The sequence below is a fragment of the Psychromonas sp. MME1 genome (genome assembly GCF_041080865.1).
In the GTDB taxonomy this organism is placed as follows: Bacteria; Pseudomonadota; Gammaproteobacteria; order Enterobacterales; family Psychromonadaceae; genus Psychromonas.
The window spans coordinates 1,589,278-1,605,904 of the sequence record NZ_CP160906.1 but is presented as its reverse complement, the minus strand read 5'-3'; the positions used below and the strand labels follow the sequence as shown (position 1 = coordinate 1,605,904).

At 38.4% G+C, this 16,627-nt stretch carries 11 protein-coding genes; all 11 read left to right on the top strand.

The window, feature by feature from the left end; translation table 11 throughout:
• Positions 1-97 precede the first annotated feature (97 nt).
• The 11 genes from AB2N10_RS07365 to hrpA all read left to right on the top strand — a co-directional run bounded on the left by AB2N10_RS07365 (position 98) and on the right by hrpA (position 16,626).
• Positions 98-700, top strand: a complete 603-nt coding sequence (locus tag AB2N10_RS07365; RefSeq protein WP_354624364.1) for a replication initiation regulator SeqA — start codon at positions 98-100, stop codon at positions 698-700.
• 30 nt (positions 701-730) lie between these two features.
• A complete protein-coding gene (gene pgm, locus AB2N10_RS07360; protein ID WP_354624365.1) occupies positions 731-2,383 on the top strand; it encodes a phosphoglucomutase (alpha-D-glucose-1,6-bisphosphate-dependent) in 1,653 nt (550 codons plus the stop codon).
• Between the two features lie 460 nt (positions 2,384-2,843).
• Complete coding sequence (locus tag AB2N10_RS07355) at positions 2,844-5,327, top strand: glycogen/starch/alpha-glucan phosphorylase (protein WP_354624366.1); 2,484 nt, start codon at positions 2,844-2,846, stop codon at positions 5,325-5,327.
• 114 nt (positions 5,328-5,441) lie between these two features.
• On the top strand, positions 5,442-5,738 hold the full coding sequence (locus AB2N10_RS07350; RefSeq protein ID WP_354624367.1) for a DUF406 family protein: 297 nt from the start codon (positions 5,442-5,444) through the stop codon (positions 5,736-5,738).
• Between the two features lie 153 nt (positions 5,739-5,891).
• Entirely contained in the window at positions 5,892-7,205 is a 1,314-nt protein-coding gene (locus AB2N10_RS07345) for a DEAD/DEAH box helicase (protein WP_369434573.1), read from the top strand.
• Between the two features lie 181 nt (positions 7,206-7,386).
• On the top strand, positions 7,387-9,291 hold the full coding sequence (gene htpG / locus AB2N10_RS07340; protein WP_369434572.1) for a molecular chaperone HtpG: 1,905 nt from the start codon (positions 7,387-7,389) through the stop codon (positions 9,289-9,291).
• A gap of 120 nt (positions 9,292-9,411) precedes the next feature.
• Complete coding sequence (adk, locus tag AB2N10_RS07335; protein ID WP_354624369.1) at positions 9,412-10,056, top strand: adenylate kinase; 645 nt, start codon at positions 9,412-9,414, stop codon at positions 10,054-10,056.
• A gap of 126 nt (positions 10,057-10,182) precedes the next feature.
• Positions 10,183-11,145, top strand: a complete 963-nt coding sequence (hemH, locus tag AB2N10_RS07330) for a ferrochelatase (RefSeq protein ID WP_354624371.1) — start codon at positions 10,183-10,185, stop codon at positions 11,143-11,145.
• Positions 11,146-11,216: 71 nt separating this feature from the next.
• Positions 11,217-11,684: a hypothetical protein gene (locus AB2N10_RS07325; protein ID WP_354624373.1), complete on the top strand. Its 468-nt coding sequence runs from the start codon at positions 11,217-11,219 to the stop codon at positions 11,682-11,684.
• Positions 11,648-12,631, top strand: a complete 984-nt coding sequence (locus tag AB2N10_RS07320; RefSeq protein WP_354624374.1) for an HD domain-containing phosphohydrolase — start codon at positions 11,648-11,650, stop codon at positions 12,629-12,631. The genes AB2N10_RS07325 and AB2N10_RS07320 overlap by 37 nt, the downstream gene beginning before the upstream one ends.
• 113 nt (positions 12,632-12,744) lie before the next feature.
• Positions 12,745-16,626 carry an ATP-dependent RNA helicase HrpA gene (hrpA, locus tag AB2N10_RS07315; RefSeq protein ID WP_354624375.1) on the top strand — a complete coding sequence of 1,294 codons (3,882 nt, stop codon included), beginning with the start codon at positions 12,745-12,747 and terminating at the stop codon, positions 16,624-16,626.
• Position 16,627 lies beyond the last annotated feature (1 nt).

Below are 16,627 nucleotides of genomic sequence, written 5' to 3'. Positions count from 1 at the left end.
ATATAAAAATATTTAAGATATATCTAGATAATAGCGCTAAGTTTAACATATATGTCACATTAGCTGGCGTTTTTTTACAATATTGAGCGGGGAATAAATGAAAGTAATTGAAATTGAAGATGACCTTTACAGATATATTCTAACTAATATAGAAGCGTTTGGTGAAACACCCTCACAAATTTTGCGTCGTTTACTTTCAATACCTGCACCTGCAGCTAAGACTGATATGGTAGAGCATCATGAAGTTGCAATTGATAATCCTGATACAACAATCAGTGAGCCTAGCGACGAAATTATTTGTCCTGCCGCTGAACCCTCATTACCTGACGCACTCGCACATGGTGTTGAGGCGCTAATGGGACACGCTTCTTTTCAAAATGAAGCTATTGTCACGAATAAATTTAAGATGCTGCTGACGGCGATGTACTATGAAAAAACGAGTGCTTTTGTTGAAGCGGCAAAAGTGGTAAAGGGACGTTCTCGAGACTACTTAGGGCAAAATTTAGAAGCATTATTAGCTTCTGACAATGAAGAGGAGGTTGCATTGTTGGTAGCAAGCAAACCGAGGGATATTCCTTTTACCCCTTTTTGGGTGGTTACTAATGCTAATACTGGCAGAAAACGTATTATTTTAACGCAGATGATGAGCGCGATGGACTATGATCCAGATTTAATTGCGCGTATCCAAGACGAAATTTAATTTTTATTTATACTTTGAGGTAGTGATATTATGGCAATTCATCCACGTGCAGGCCTGCACGCACAAGCAAGCGATTTAGTCGATATTCCAAAGCTAGTTTCAGCTTATTATATCAATCTTCCTGATGTTACCGTGGCAAGTGAGCAAGTTGCTTTTGGTACTTCAGGGCATCGCGGTAGTTCATTTAAAAATGCTTTTACTGAATTGCATATTTTAGCAATTAGCCAAGCATTGGCCGAATATCGTAAAGAGAAAGGCTATACAGGACCAATGTTCATTGGTAAGGATACACACGCATTATCTGAACCTGCATTTGCCTCAGCAGTACAAGTTTTAGTTGCCAACGGCATTAAAGTTGTTGTGCAAGCCGGTGGTGGGTATACACCAACTCCCGTTATTTCTCATGCTATTTTGCAACATAATAAAGCGCATCCAGATAACTTAGCAGATGGTATTGTTATTACACCATCACATAATCCACCAGAAGATGGTGGTTTTAAATATAACCCACCTAATGGCGGGCCAGCTGACAGCGATGTGACAAAAATCATTCAAGATCGCGCCAATGAAATTCTTAATGACAATTATGATGATATTTTACAAGAAGACTTTGCCGAAGCAATGGCCTCTGATTTTGTTGAAGAATATGATTATATTCAACCCTATGTCGATGATTTAAAAAATGTATTAAATCTTGATGCGATAGCTAAAGCAGGATTGAAAATTGGCGTGGATACATTAGGTGGATCTGGTGCTGCATACTGGCCTGTTATCGCAAAAACTTACGGCTTAAACATTGAAGTCGTTAACGATCGAATTGATCCTACTTTCTCATTTATGACGCTAGACAAAGATGGCAAGATCCGTATGGATTGTTCATCTCCCTATGCGATGGCTGGGCTGATCAAATTAAAAGATAGATTTGATGTTGCTATTGCCAATGATCCTGATTATGACCGTCATGGTATTGTAACGAAGAGTCATGGATTACTAAATCCAAACCATTACTTAGCGGTAGCAATTAATTATCTATTTACTCATCGCCCTGAGTGGTCTGCGAATGCCAAAGTAGGTAAAACATTGGTATCTAGCTCAATGATTGATCGCGTTGTTGGTCAGTTAGGCCGTGAGATGTCTGAAGTACCCGTTGGCTTTAAATGGTTTGTTGATGGTTTATTTGACGGCTCCTTTGGTTTTGGTGGTGAAGAGAGTGCTGGAGCATCATTTTTGCGTAAAGATGGTGGTGTATGGAGTACCGATAAAGATGGTATTATTTTGGCGTTATTAGCCGCTGAAATAATCGCCGTAACCGGTCGCGATCCTGGTGAACATTATGCGGAATTTGCGGAAAAATTTGGTGCGCCAGTTTATACCCGTTTTGATGCACCTGCTTCACCAGAGCAAAAAGCGGTATTGGCAAATCTAACTCCCGATCTAGTTGAAGCGGAAACCTTAGCGGGTGAAAAAATCACCGCTAAATTAACCCATGCGCCAGGAAACGGAGCGGCTATTGGTGGTCTTAAAGTGACCACTGAAAATGGTTGGTTTGCAGCTCGTCCTTCTGGTACAGAAAACATCTACAAAATATACTCTGAATCCTTTTTAGGTGAAGAACATATCGCGTTAATTCAAAAAGAAGCGCAAGAAATTGTTGCGCAAGCATTTGCAAAAGCAGGTTTGTAATTTGCCGTAAAATTGAGCTTCCCCTCTTAAAAGGGGAGGCTTAGTTAGCGCATTTAGGTATTAGAAGCCTTATTCCCCTTATTTTTTTATTATATTTTCCAATCACTGAATGTGATCTCCATCACTACTTGCTAATAAATACCTTTCTATTAATGTTGTTTTAATTGTGACATGAGTACGAGTAAACATAGTAATTACCTACACTTGAGTCGAAAATCGCTTAAAAAAATAGTTAACTAGTAGGGGGGGCGTAGAAAAAAGGAGGAGGACTAAGGGGGGCTGTTTCATTATTGTTATACCTGTTTTTAAAGGATAATAATTACTTGAAAAGCGAATAATGGTAAAGGTAGTTCGGTAAGTATCATTTAATACTAACGTTATCATTCGAAATTTTACAGTAATGAGTAATCAGTTCATGATTCTCTTGCTACTAATTAATTAATACAAACGTAGGTACATTATGTCTAGTAAAAAGACCCAAGCAGTAAAAAGTAAAAATGACGTAGCTGAATGCACAAGTGCACAGATGCAACAATCAATACTTGACCGTTTACAAAAAGGTCTAGGTACAGATCCTCAAAAAGCGAATAATAAAGCTTGGTGGAATGCGACTTGTCATGCCGTTAATGAAATGGTGTTTGATAAACTGACACAGACTCAACAAAATCATTCATCTAAAGACGTTCGTTCTGTAAATTACCTTTCTCTTGAATTTTTAATGGGACGTTTACTTTCTAATAATCTACATAACTTAGAATTATTTAGAGTGGCAGAAGATGCACTTAAAGCACTTGGTAAAGATATTTACGAAGTATGTGATGAAGAGCCAGATATGGCTCTTGGTAATGGTGGTTTAGGTCGTCTAGCTGCTTGTTTTATCGATTCACTAGCAACGCTAGGGTACCCAGCAATTGGTTACGGTATCCATTATGAAAATGGTTTGTTTGCACAATCATTCCAAGATGGTCGTCAAATTGAACGTCCAGATACATGGCGCGAATACGGTAACCCATGGGAAATTTGTCGTCCAGAGTCAATTCAAGAAGTACCTCTATTTGGTTATGTTGAAACTGTATTTGACGAAGATGGAAGTTCACATAAAGTTTGGCATGCAGGTCAAAAACTTAAGGGTGTGCCATGGGATGTGCCAATTGTTGGTTACGGTGCTAAAACAGTTAACGTTCTACGTTTATGGGAAAGTCGTGCTCATGAAGCATTTGACTGGGACGTATTTAATGCCGGTGGTTATGTTGATGCACAAACTGAAAAATCAAAAGCAGAAACAGTGTCAAAAGTACTTTATCCAAACGACACAACACAAGAAGGTAAAGAGTTACGTTTAGTTCAACAATACTTCTTCTGTGCATGTTCAGTAAAAGATATTTTACGTCGCTTCAAGCGTCACAACAGCGATTGGAACAAATTGCCTGAAAAAGTTGCGATTCAATTAAATGATACACATCCAACTATCGCAATTCCTGAATTAATGCGTATTTTAGTGGATGAAGAGCGTTTAGAGTGGAGCTTCGCTTGGTCAATCTGTCAAAAAGTGTTTGCTTACACAAACCACACTCTATTGCCTGAAGCATTAGAAAAATGGTCTGTTAGCCTATTTGAAAAAGTATTACCTCGTCACCTTGAAATTATTTTTGAAATCAACCGTCAATTCCTTGAATTAGTTGAAGAAAAATGGCCTGGCGACAATGATAAGAAAGCAAAACTATCTATCATTGAAGAAGGTCATGATCGTAAAGTTTGTATGGCTAACCTATGTGTTGTTACATCATACAAAGTAAATGGTGTTGCTGCGGTTCACTCTGAACTTGTAAAAACAGATCTATTCCCAGAGTACCATGAGCTATTCCCAACTAAATTAGTTAACGTAACAAATGGTGTTACACCACGTCGTTGGTTAAAAGCATGTAATCCAAAACTAGCTGGATTATATGATGATGAAGTGGGTACAGATTGGGTTGTTAATCTTGATAAACTACGTGGCGTACTACCAAAAGCAAAAGATGTAGCTTTGCAAAAACGCTTCATGGATATCAAAAAAGATAACAAACTAGAACTTGCTCGAATCATTAAAAATCTAACGGGTGTTGAAGTTTCTGCTGATGCAATCTTTGATATTCAAATTAAACGTCTACACGAGTACAAACGTCAACAATTGAATCTGATTCATATCTTGACTCTATACAAACGTTTATTAGATAACCCAGATTACGATATGGTTCCTCGTGTATTTATCTTTGGCGCTAAAGCAGCACCAGGTTACTACATGGCTAAACAAATCATATTTGCACTAAACAAAATTGCAGATAAAGTGAATAACGACGCGCGTGTTAAAGGTAAATTAAAAGTTGTATTCTTACCAAACTACCGTGTATCACTAGCAGAGAAATTATTCCCAGCTGCGGATATCTCTGAGCAAATCTCTACAGCAGGCCTAGAAGCATCAGGTACTGGTAACATGAAATTTGCAATCAATGGTGCATTAACTGTTGGTACAATGGATGGCGCAAACATCGAAATGGCAGAAGAGATTGGTGCAGAGCACATGTTTATCTTCGGTCTAAGTGTTGATGAAGTGAAAGCATTGAAAGATAAAGGATATAATCCTTTTGATTACTACTACAGCAACCCAGAGCTAAAATCAGTGCTTGATTGGTTAGATTCTGATTTCTTCACACCTGGTCAACCTGGTGCGCTATCAGATATCAAGCGTACGCTACTAGAAGGTGGTGATGAGTATCTATGTCTAGCTGATTACGCATCTTACTGTGCTGCACATCAACGTGTTGACGTAATGTACCGTGACCAAGCAACATGGGCTGAGAAAGTGATTCTTAACTCTGGCGCGATGGGTAAATTTAACTCTGACCGTTCAATTGAAGATTACTCTGCTACTATTTGGAACTTAGACAAGTACCCATTAGCATGATCTGTTAAGTAACAAATGATACTGAAAAGGCGATAATTAATTATCGCCTTTTTTTTATTTAAAGCGCAGTATAATCAGTGACAAGTTTTCTTTAATACGACCGAGGAGGTTGTGATGTCTCAAGATAAAATTAATAATGATGTATGTGAAGCTTGTGGTACCATCGTTGAGTTAGGTAGTGTCATTCATGAAGATGATACACTATTGATATTACCTTTTTCAGGTGCAGATAAAGCAGCCGTTGCACAACTTGCGCAAAAATATATCGATGCAGCTAAAGCACGATTTGCAAGTGTTGAAGTGACAACTAAAGAAACGGTAAATGCCGATAGCGTTGACCTAGAAGTAACTCTTCATTTTGAATGTACAGCTGAAAAATTGATTTTCGAAATGGGGATGAGTGCAATATAGTCTGTAATACTATCCACTATCTAGCATGAATCTAATTTAGATAGTGGATAAATGGTCACAATTTTATTTTTATCTCATTCTTCATTTCTTCTTTTCTTGCTTAATCGTTATACTACTTACCTATGATTTTATTTTATCGCTTTGGAGCATGCTTTGCTGATTGAAGATTTACCGGTTGATCGCCGCTTAATTATTTCGTTATCTCACCTTGGATTTAGCGAAGCTACGAAAATTCAAGCACAGGCAGTCCCTGTTGCGGTTGCAGGAAAGGACTTACTTGCATCATCGAAAACAGGATCAGGTAAAACATTGGCTTATCTATTGCCTGCAATGCAACGTGTTTTGAAAACACGTGCCTTAACGAAACGCGATCCCCGCGTTTTGATTTTAACGCCTACCCGAGAATTGGCTAAGCAAGTATATTCACAGCTGCGCTTATTGGTCGCCAATACGAGCTTAAAATCTACCTTGGTATTAGGCGGTGAGAATTTTAATGAGCAGGTTAAGCAACTAGATAAAGATCCACAATTTGTTGTTGGTACACCTGGACGTATTGTTGATCATTTAAAAAAGGGGCTTTTGCATCTACATGGATTAGAGTTACTCATCTTAGATGAAGCGGATCGTATGCTCGACTTGGGGTTTGCTGAACAGCTTAAAGCAATTAATGATGAAGCGAACCATCGTCTGCGTCAAACCCTGCTCTTTTCTGCAACACTTGGCCATGCCGAGGTCAATGAGTTTGCTGCCAATATGCTAAAAGCGCCGGTGCGTATCTCTGTTGGTGAAGAAAATCAGCAGCATAGCGAAATTACACAACGATTTTATTTGGCCGATAACTTAAATCAGAAAGAGAAATTACTGTTTCATTTTATTAATGATGCCGCAATTAAGCAGGCCATCATTTTTACTGCAACACGAAGTGATACAGAACGTTTAAGTGAAACGCTGATTGCTAAAGGGTACAGTGCAAGTGCATTACACGGTGATTTAACACAGAGCAACCGTAATCAAATAATGGATGATTTTGCGCGTGGTAAAAAAGCGATTCTTGTCACCACCGATATTGCCTCGCGTGGATTAGATCTACTTAATGTCAGTCATGTTATTAATTTTGATATTCCCAAACATAGTGAAGAGTACATTCACCGTATCGGGCGCACTGGTCGAGCTGGGGAAAAGGGTGATGCTATTTCTATTGTTGGCCCTAAAGATTGGCTAAACTTTAAAAAAGTGGAAGCTTTTGTTCAGCAAATAATAACCTTTGATTGTGTCGAAGGTATTCAGCCTAAGTTTAAGGGAATTAAAGAAGTACAGGCTAAAGTCGCCGACAACAAAGGGGCTATGGTTGAAGGTAAGCATAAAGTTGCCAAGAAAAAAGTAAAAGTTAAAAAAGCTGTTAATAAAATATTCCATGAAGCACAGGAGATTGGTTTTACGCCAATGCGTCGTAAAAAGAAAGATTAGCTTATTATATTAGCCCTCTTGTCGTTATTCTCGACGTTGTTATATAACAGCGTTGAGATTTTTAAGGCCATTTTTGAATAAATCATCATAAGTGCCTTGAAAAAGAAATCACTATCCCCATCTATCTATTATCGTTTAAACCCCAGTCTTGTTTAGGCTAATTAAAAGAGAAATAGATATTATGGAACATCAACAAAATCATACTTTTAGTGCTGATACTGGCAAACTTCTTAAATTAATGATCCACTCACTGTATTCTAATAAAGAAATTTTCTTACGTGAGCTTGTTTCTAATGCTGCCGATGCAGCGGATAAATTGCGTTTTAAAGCGTTATCAGATGGCTCTCTTTTTGAAAATGATGGTGACTTACGTGTTCGTTTGAGTTTTGATGCCGATTTAAAAACCATCACCATTAGTGATAATGGTATCGGTATGACGCGTGATGAAGTGATCGAACATCTAGGTACTATTGCTAAATCTGGTACAAGTGATTTCTTTGCACAATTATCGGGCGATCAAGTTAAGGACTCACAACTCATTGGTCAATTCGGTGTTGGTTTTTACTCGGCGTTTATCGTTGCCGATAAAGTGACAGTAAATACACGCAAAGCGGGCGAAGATGCATCACAGGGTACATGCTGGGAATCTAACGGTGAATCCGATTACACTGTCGCTGATATTGTAAAAGCAGACCGTGGTACGGAAATTATTCTTCATCTTCGTGATGATGAAACTGAATTTTTAAATGATTATAAATTACGTGGTATTGTTGCTAAATATTCAGATCATATCAGTATTCCAGTGCAAATGTTTAAAGAAGCAACTCCTGAAACAGAAGGTCCTGACGGTGAAAAAATCCCAGGTAGCGAAGCTGTTTGGGAATCTGTTAATAAAGCGACTGCGCTATGGAGTTGTGCTAAATCTGACCTTAAAGACGAAGAGTATAAAGAGTTCTATAAGCATATTGCCAATGATTTTGAAGACCCATTAACTTGGAGTCATAATAAAGTTGAAGGTGAGCAAGAGTACACAAGCCTATTATATATCCCTAAACGTGCACCATTTGACCTATGGAATCGTGAAAAGGCGCATGGCTTAAAACTTTATGTACAACGTGTATTCATTATGGATGACGCTGAACAGTTTATGCCGACCTACTTGCGTTTTGTAAAAGGTGTCTTAGATTCAAATGATCTACCACTTAACGTGTCTCGTGAAATTCTACAAGATACCCGTATTACTGCTAAATTGCGTAGTGCTTGTACTAAACGTGTTCTTTCTATGCTGGCGAAATTTGCATCGAATAACGAAGAAGAGTACAACAAGTTTTGGAAAGAGTTTGGTCAAGTATTAAAAGAAGGGCCTGCAGAAGACTTTAGCAACAAAGAAAAAATTGCTAAATTATTGCGTTTCTCTTCAACACAGACAGATGCTGCTGAGCAGACAGTTTCACTGGATGCTTACATTAGTCGTATGGTTGAAGGCCAATATAAAATTTACTACATCACAGCTGATAGCTTTAATGCCGCTAAGAATAGCCCTCATCTCGAAGTGCTACGTAAAAAAGGTATCGAAGTACTATTAATGTCTGACCGTATTGATGAGTGGTTCTTAAGTCATTTGACCGAGTACGATGGTAAGAAATTTACTTCTGTTACACAGGGCGATTTAGATTTAGGTAAACTTGATAGCGAAGAAGATAAAAAAGAGCAAGAAAAGCAAGAAACTGAATTTGCTAGCTTTATTGAGCGAGTTAAAACGGTGTTAGGTGATAAAGTTAAAGAAGTACGCTTAACGCACCGTTTAACCACAACACCCTCTTGTATTGTTGCTGATAATGATGATATGAGCACTCAAATGGCCAAGTTAATGGCGCAAATGGGGCAACCTGTTCCCGATAGCAAGCCTATTTTTGAGATTAATCCAGAGCATGAGTTGATTGTTAAATTAGCTGATATGGCCGATGAAGAGTTGTTTGCACAATGGGCTGAATTGCTCCTTGAACAAGCGACACTATCAGAAAAGGGTAGCCTTGATGATCCATCTGCATTTGTAAGTCGTATCAATAAGCTATTACTCGCTTAATCATATTAATATGTACTATAAAGGTCGGCTTATGTCGGCCTTTTTTTATTTATAAACTTGAGAAATTAGGCGTAAACGTGTAAATTTCTTTTTCAATTTTTTAATCATGAAGGATGCAATATGCGCATTATCTTATTAGGTGCTCCAGGTGCTGGTAAAGGTACACAAGCTCAATTTATAATGGATAAATACGGGATCCCACAAATTTCCACAGGGGATATGTTGAGAGCTGCAGCAAAAGCAGGTACTGAACTTGGTCTGAAAGCGAAAGAGCTAATGGATGCAGGGCAACTTGTTTCTGATGAGTTAATTATTGGATTAGTTAAAGAGCGTATTGCACAAGCTGATTGCGCAAAAGGTTTTCTATTAGATGGCTTCCCTCGTACAATTCCTCAGGCAGATGCCATGAAAGCAGCTGGTGTAATTGTTGATTTCGTTCTTGAATTTGATGTGCCAGATGAAGAAATTGTTAAACGTATGGCTGGCCGTCGAGTTCATTCTGGCTCTGGTCGTACCTATCATATCGTTTACAATCCACCTGCCGTTGAAGGTAAGGATGATGTTACCGGTGATGATTTAGTGATTAGACCTGATGATGAAGAAGCTACTGTACGTAAACGTTTAGATATTTATCATGCGCAAACTGAGCCTCTTGTCGCTTACTATCAAAATGAAGCCGCACAGGGTAATGGTGCGCATTGCAAATTTGATGGCACTAAAGCCGTTGATACAATCAGTGCTGAATTAACGGCTATCCTTGGTTAATCGGTTCTATTACTATACTTCTATGTTATCTCTAGCATCTGGGCACTATTGTCCTTGCTGACTTTACATATATAGATCGTATGAAGGGGCATTTAGCCCCTTTTTTTATAGCTTAAGGGAGTCTATATGGATAAGAGACGTGCTGTATTGTTGGTTAATTTAGGTACGCCTGCAATGCCGACTAAAAAAGGTGTTAAGCAGTTTTTAAAAGCGTTTTTATCGGATAAACGCGTTGTTGATCAACCTCGCTGGTTTTGGTTACCTCTGCTTAATTTTATTATTCTTCCAATTCGCACCGCAAAAGTGACTAAGTTATATCAAAGTATTTGGACTAAAGATGGTTCGCCATTGCGTTTTTACACACAACGACAAACTGAAAAACTTGCTCTTCAATTAAATCAGCAGAACATTATGGTTGATTATGCAATGACCTACGGCAATCCTTCTATTGCTTCTCAAATAGAAAAATTTGTTCAACAAGGGGTCACTGAGCTAACCGTATTACCTCTATATCCACAATATTCTGTATCAACTACCGCGCCGATATTTGATCAAATTGCGGCCGCTTTTAAAAATAAGTTTAACTTTCCCGCACTCACATTTATTCATGATTACCATGACCATCCTTTATATATTGAAGCGCTAGTTGACTCCATTAAAAATCATTGGCAAACCCACGGACAAGCTGAATTGCTTGTTTTCTCCTTTCACGGTATTCCTAAACGCTATGTGAGCCTAGGTGACGTTTATCAACAGCAGGTAGAGGGGACTGTTGCGCGAGTTGTTGCCGCATTAGGATTGCGTGATAAGCAATATCAACTTTGCTATCAATCCAGAGTAGGACGAGAAGAGTGGTTAACTCCATATCTTGACCTCTCATTAGCAGAGTTTGCTCGTTCTGGTGTTAAATCAGTTGATATTATTAGTCCAGCATTTGCCTGTGATTGTTTAGAGACCATTGAAGAGTTAGCCGTTGAAAATCGCGCATTATTTTTAGCTAATGGAGGTGATCAATATCACTATATAAAATGCTTAAATGACAATGACTCGCAAATTTCTTTATTTAATGCGATCATAAACAATAAGTAATTAAAAGATCATTTTGTTGGCTGTTTAGCAGGGACTGCAGTAATGACTAAAAGGCTAAAGGGTACAGTCGTATGAAATATTCATTAACCAAGATATTGAATAAAAATATTCAAGTTGAATGGGTTTATACATCCGTTATTCTGGGGTTGTTGTTTTTCATTTTATTGCACAATGAATTAACCCAAAATAGTTCTATATTTGCTCTATTGCTTTTTGCGCTGTTCTTTTCTATTTATATGCTTTATCAGATAAATATAAAAAGAAAAGTATATCGAAAATTACAATATTTGTTCGATGTGAGTAATGAAATACCCTTGAATAAGGTAAATCAAGAGAACTTACAATATTTTGAGCTTAACAAAATATTGGATAATCTCTGTGATGCTTATAAGAATGAAGAGGCGTACCGTAAACAGATAGAAGCTAAAAACAGTGAATTACGACAAATCATCGACCTTGTTCCCATAAAATATTTGCCAAAGATAGACATGGGAGATTTATATTGGTTAATAAAGCAACGGCTGCTGGTTATGGGTTAACAGCAGAGCAAATGGAAGGCAAAAACCATTTGCAATTACACGATAAAAGTGGAACTTATCCTGTAGAAGAAGTGCAAGCATTCTTAAGTGATGATTTAGAGGTTATTAATAATAATAGGATGAAGTTTATTCCTGAAGAGGAGAATCATGAGTTTGACGGTAGTGTAAAGATCATGCAAACGACCAAAATACCGTTCAAAAGTGCTTCTTCCGATGAACTCGCCATGTTGGGTATCGCTATTGATATCACTGATACTAAAGAAAGAGAAATAGAATTTGAAAAGCAGTATTCACAATTACAAAAACATAGTATTGAAATAGATTATCTCAATTTAGAGCTTGAAGAGTTTCAGCATGAAATTGCTGATGTTATGCTCAATATGTTAGAAATTCATGACCCTTATACCAAAGGGCATTCAGAAAATGTTGCTAATCTTGGCAGAAGTATCGCTATTGAGTTAGGGCTATCAGAGGAAGATATCCAACATACTTATTGGGCTGGTATTTTACACGATATAGGCAAAACCGTTGTGCCTAAAGAGATCCTAAATAAAAAAGGCAAACTCTGCGAGAAAGAGTATGCGTTAATACAGAATCATTCCTATTGGGGTTACCAAGTATTAAGGAATTCTAAACAGTTAAACAAATTTGCAAAATATGTGTTATATCACCATGAGCGTTGGGATTCTCAAGGTTATCCAATGGGATTGGAAAGCGAAGAGATTCCGCTAATCGCACAAATTTTATCCGTGGCAGATTTTTGGGATGCCTTGACCTCAGATCGCTCTTATCGATTAGCGCTTTCCGATGAAGAGGCGCTTGTTGAGTTGAAACTTCGCAGCGGTACATGTTTTAATCCTGAAATAGTTTCCGTATTTTTACAGATGAAGTCGAAGGAAGATAATAGTCTATTCGCTTTAGACTCCTGTTGTACAGAAGTTAATTAAGAGCGTTATTGAGCCTATTTCTAGCATGGTGATATAGAAAAGCAGTTCTATCATTTTGCAGTGTGACTTGTTAGGATCGCTTTTTTGATTGTTGTTAGGTAATTGTTTTGACCATGTCCGTTTCTACTTTAAAAAAACACCTTAAAAGTGCTTTATATAAAGACCAATTTCGTTTCTCTCGCCGTATTGATGGTGCGCTAAAAAATAGTGACCCAGACAAAGTTGAGAATGCCTTAACAAAAATTGCCTGTGATATACAAAATTCGATTGATAAACGTAGCTACCGTTTACAACATTTGCCAAAAGTTAGTTACCCTGATCTGCCCGTTTGTGAAAAGAAAACTGAAATAGCAGAGGCGATACGTGACCATCAAGTTGTTATCATTGCTGGGGAAACTGGTTCTGGTAAAACCACCCAAATTCCAAAAATATGCATTGAATTAGGGCGTGGTGTTAGCGGTTTAATTGCCCATACTCAGCCAAGACGTTTAGCAGCGCGTACCGTTGCATCCCGTATTGCCGAAGAACTCGATTCTCCCTTAGGCGAAGCCGTTGGTTATCGAGTACGTTTTACCGATAAAGTGAGTGAAAACACTTATATTAAATTAATGACCGATGGTATTTTGTTAGCGGAAATTCAAAATGACCGCTTTCTCAGTCAATATGACACTATTATTATCGATGAAGCACATGAGCGTAGTTTAAATATCGATTTTTTATTAGGGTATTTAAAACGTCTCTTACCACGTCGTCCTGATCTCAAAGTTATTATCACTTCTGCCACCATCGATCCCGAGCGTTTCGCACATCATTTTGTCGATAAAAGTGGGCAGCATGCACCTATTATCGAAGTATCTGGTCGAACTTTTCCCGTTGAAACATTATATCGCCCCTTGGAGGAGTATGCTGGTGGCGATCAAATTGAGGGTATTTTCAACGCCGTCGATGAACTGCAGCGCATGGGACGTGGCGACATTCTTATTTTTATGAATGGTGAACGTGAAATACGTGATACAGCGGAAGCATTAAATCGTCGTAATTTGCGCGATACTGAAGTTTTACCCCTGTTTGCACGTTTAAGTGTTGCCGAACAAAATCGTATTTTTCAGTCGCATCGAGGTCAACGTATTGTATTAGCCACCAATGTTGCGGAAACCTCATTAACCATTCCTGGTATTAAATATGTCATTGATACGGGAACGGTGCGTATCAGTCGCTATAGTTATCGTACTAAGGTGCAGCGCTTACCCATAGAGCCAATTTCACAGGCCAGTGCCAATCAGCGTAAAGGTCGTTGTGGACGTGTGAGTGATGGTGTTTGTATTCGTCTTTATGGTGAAGATGATTTCCTTTCTCGCCCTGAATTTACCGATCCGGAAATTTTACGTACCAACCTATCATCAGTGATCTTACAGATGCTGGCGCTTGGCCTTGGTGAGATTAATCAGTTTCCCTTTGTAGAGCCTCCGCAAGATCGTAATATTAAAGATGGCTTTACCCTATTAGAAGAGTTAGGTGCGGTTAATCTCGCGGTTAAAGATCCACGTAAAAAATTGACCCCTCTTGGGCGTAATTTAGCCAAATTACCCGTTGATCCGCGTTTGGCACGTATGATACTTGCTGCAAGCGAATTTGGCTGCGTTCATGAAGTGATGGTCATCAGTGCTGCATTAAGTATCCAAGATCCTCGTGAAAGACCTTTAGATAAACAGCAGGCTTCCGACGAAAAGCATCGACGTTTCTATGATAAAGACTCCGATTACATCGCCTTTGTTAATCTTTGGAATTACCTTAATGAACAACGTAGCGAACTTTCTAGTAATCAATTTAGAAATATGTGCCAGAAAGAGTTTTTAGCTTATATGCGTGTCAGAGAGTGGCAAGATATTTATACACAAATTAAGCAGGTTAGTGATGAATTAGGGATCAAGATAAATTCACAACCAGCTAATTTTGATGATATACACCAAGCTTTATTAGCAGGGCTATTATCGCATATTGGTTTTAAAGATAAGGATGCGGAGTATTTAGGCGCGCGCAACAGTAAATTTTTGATTTTTCCTGGGTCTAGTTTGTTTAAAAAACAACCCAAATGGATCATGTCAGCCGAATTAGTTGAAACCTCAAAGTTATTTGCTCGTATTATTGCCCGTATTAAACCTGAATGGGTCGAAGCGCAGGGACAGCATTTAATTAAGCGGAGTTATTCAGAGCCCCATTGGCAGAAAAAATCAGGCGTGGTAATGGCCTTTGAGAATCAAACCTTGTATGGCTTACCCATTGTAGTGAGAAGAAAAGTCACCTATACCAACATTGACCCGATACTCTGTAGAGAGCTATTTATTCGTCATGCACTGGTTGAAGGGGAATTTATCACGGGTCATCAATTTTTTACCCAAAATCAAGCATTACTTAATGATATTGAAGAGTTAGAGCATAAATCTCGGCGTCGCGATATATTAGTTGATGATGAAACGCTGTTCTATTTTTACGATAAACATATTCCAAATAATGTAGCGAGTAGCAAACAGTTTGATAGCTGGTGGAATCGAGAAAAGAAAAATAACCCTGATTTATTAGATTATCAACGTGCAGATTTAATGGCGCACGATGCCGATAATATTACAATAAATGCTTATCCTGATTTTTGGCAGCAGGGCGATTTTAAATTTCGATTAAGCTATGCCTTTGAACCTGGTAGTGCACAGGATGGGGTCACGGTTGATATTCCCTTAGCATTACTCAATCAAGTACAAAACAGCGGCTTTGATTGGCAAATTCCCGCACTGCGTAATGAATTGTTAATTGCACTGATTAAAACTTTACCTAAAACCTTACGTCGTAATTTTGTACCCGCTCCTAATTATGCGGAGGCAGCCTTAGCCGCGATGCAACCATTACAGGGAGATTTGCTCAGTAGCTTTGCTAAGCAATTGTTGCGCATGACTGGTGTACAAATTCCTGCCGATGCATGGGACATTTCAGCTCTCGCTACTCATTTAAAAATGAAGTTTAATGTTATTGACGATAAGCGTAAAAGTGTCGCCTTAGGCACTGATTTGGCGTTATTACAACATCAATTAAAGGGCGAGGTTAAACAGACGCTATCGAAAGTTTCGAAACAGGGCATTGAAAAAAGTAATTTAGTAGAGTGGGACTTTGGTAAGTTACCGCGATCTTTTAGTAAAGATCATGGAGGTTATGAAGTAAAAGCGTTTCCAGCTTTGGTTGATAAAAATAAAAGCGTTGCCATTGAGTTATTTGACAATGAACAAAAAGCGTTGCGTGTTAATCAAGCGGGTATACGACGCCTAGTTTTGTTAAATGTTCCTTCGCCGATTAAATATTTACAGCAGAGTCTGCCAAATAAAGCGAAGTTGGGTTTGTACTTTACCCCATTCGGTCAAGTTAAAGATCTCATCGATGACTGTATTGCTTGTGCTGTTGATGCGATTTTAACGGGACAAGATAATGTTCGAACGGCAGCGCAGTTTGAAATTCAAAAAGAGCTGGTACGCGCTGAATTAGCTGAACGGACCTTACTTATTACGCAATTAGTCGAGCAGATTCTAACGTTGGCACATGGTATTAATAAACGTTTAAAAGGTAAGGTAGATCTCACCATGTTAGTGGCGCAGGGGGATATTAAATCGCAGTTACAGCGACTTATTTTTCCCGGTTTTGCCTGCCAAATAGGTGAAAAGAAATTACCTGATTTAAAACGATATTTACAGGCATTAGATAAACGATTAGAAAAATTACCGCTTAACCCTAATCAAGATCGTTTACATACCATTGCCTTACATGAATTAGAAGCTCGCTATATGGCATTGTGTAAAACAATGATGAGTAATGAAAAAGAGAACCATGACTTAGCTGAAATTTACTGGATGATGGAAGAATTGCGAGTCTCTCTTTTTGCTCAACAGTTAGGGACAGCTTTTCCTGTTTCAGAGAAGCGGGTAAAAATAAAACTAGCGGAGTTGAAAGGTTAAT

Bases quoted from the DNA above. Each gene is read 5' to 3' on its own strand.
- adk (WP_354624369.1), top strand. From the start codon at position 9,412: ATGCGCATTATCTTATTAGGTGCTCCAGGTGCTGGTAAAGGTACACAA.
- pgm (WP_354624365.1), top strand. From the start codon at position 731: ATGGCAATTCATCCACGTGCAGGCCTGCACGCACAAGCAAGCGATTTA.
- AB2N10_RS07325 (WP_354624373.1), top strand. From the start codon at position 11,217: ATGAAATATTCATTAACCAAGATATTGAATAAAAATATTCAAGTTGAA.
- AB2N10_RS07355 (WP_354624366.1), top strand. From the start codon at position 2,844: ATGTCTAGTAAAAAGACCCAAGCAGTAAAAAGTAAAAATGACGTAGCT.
- AB2N10_RS07365 (WP_354624364.1), top strand. From the start codon at position 98: ATGAAAGTAATTGAAATTGAAGATGACCTTTACAGATATATTCTAACT.
- htpG (WP_369434572.1), top strand. From the start codon at position 7,387: ATGGAACATCAACAAAATCATACTTTTAGTGCTGATACTGGCAAACTT.
- AB2N10_RS07350 (WP_354624367.1), top strand. From the start codon at position 5,442: ATGTCTCAAGATAAAATTAATAATGATGTATGTGAAGCTTGTGGTACC.
- hrpA (WP_354624375.1), top strand. From the start codon at position 12,745: ATGTCCGTTTCTACTTTAAAAAAACACCTTAAAAGTGCTTTATATAAA.
- hemH (WP_354624371.1), top strand. From the start codon at position 10,183: ATGGATAAGAGACGTGCTGTATTGTTGGTTAATTTAGGTACGCCTGCA.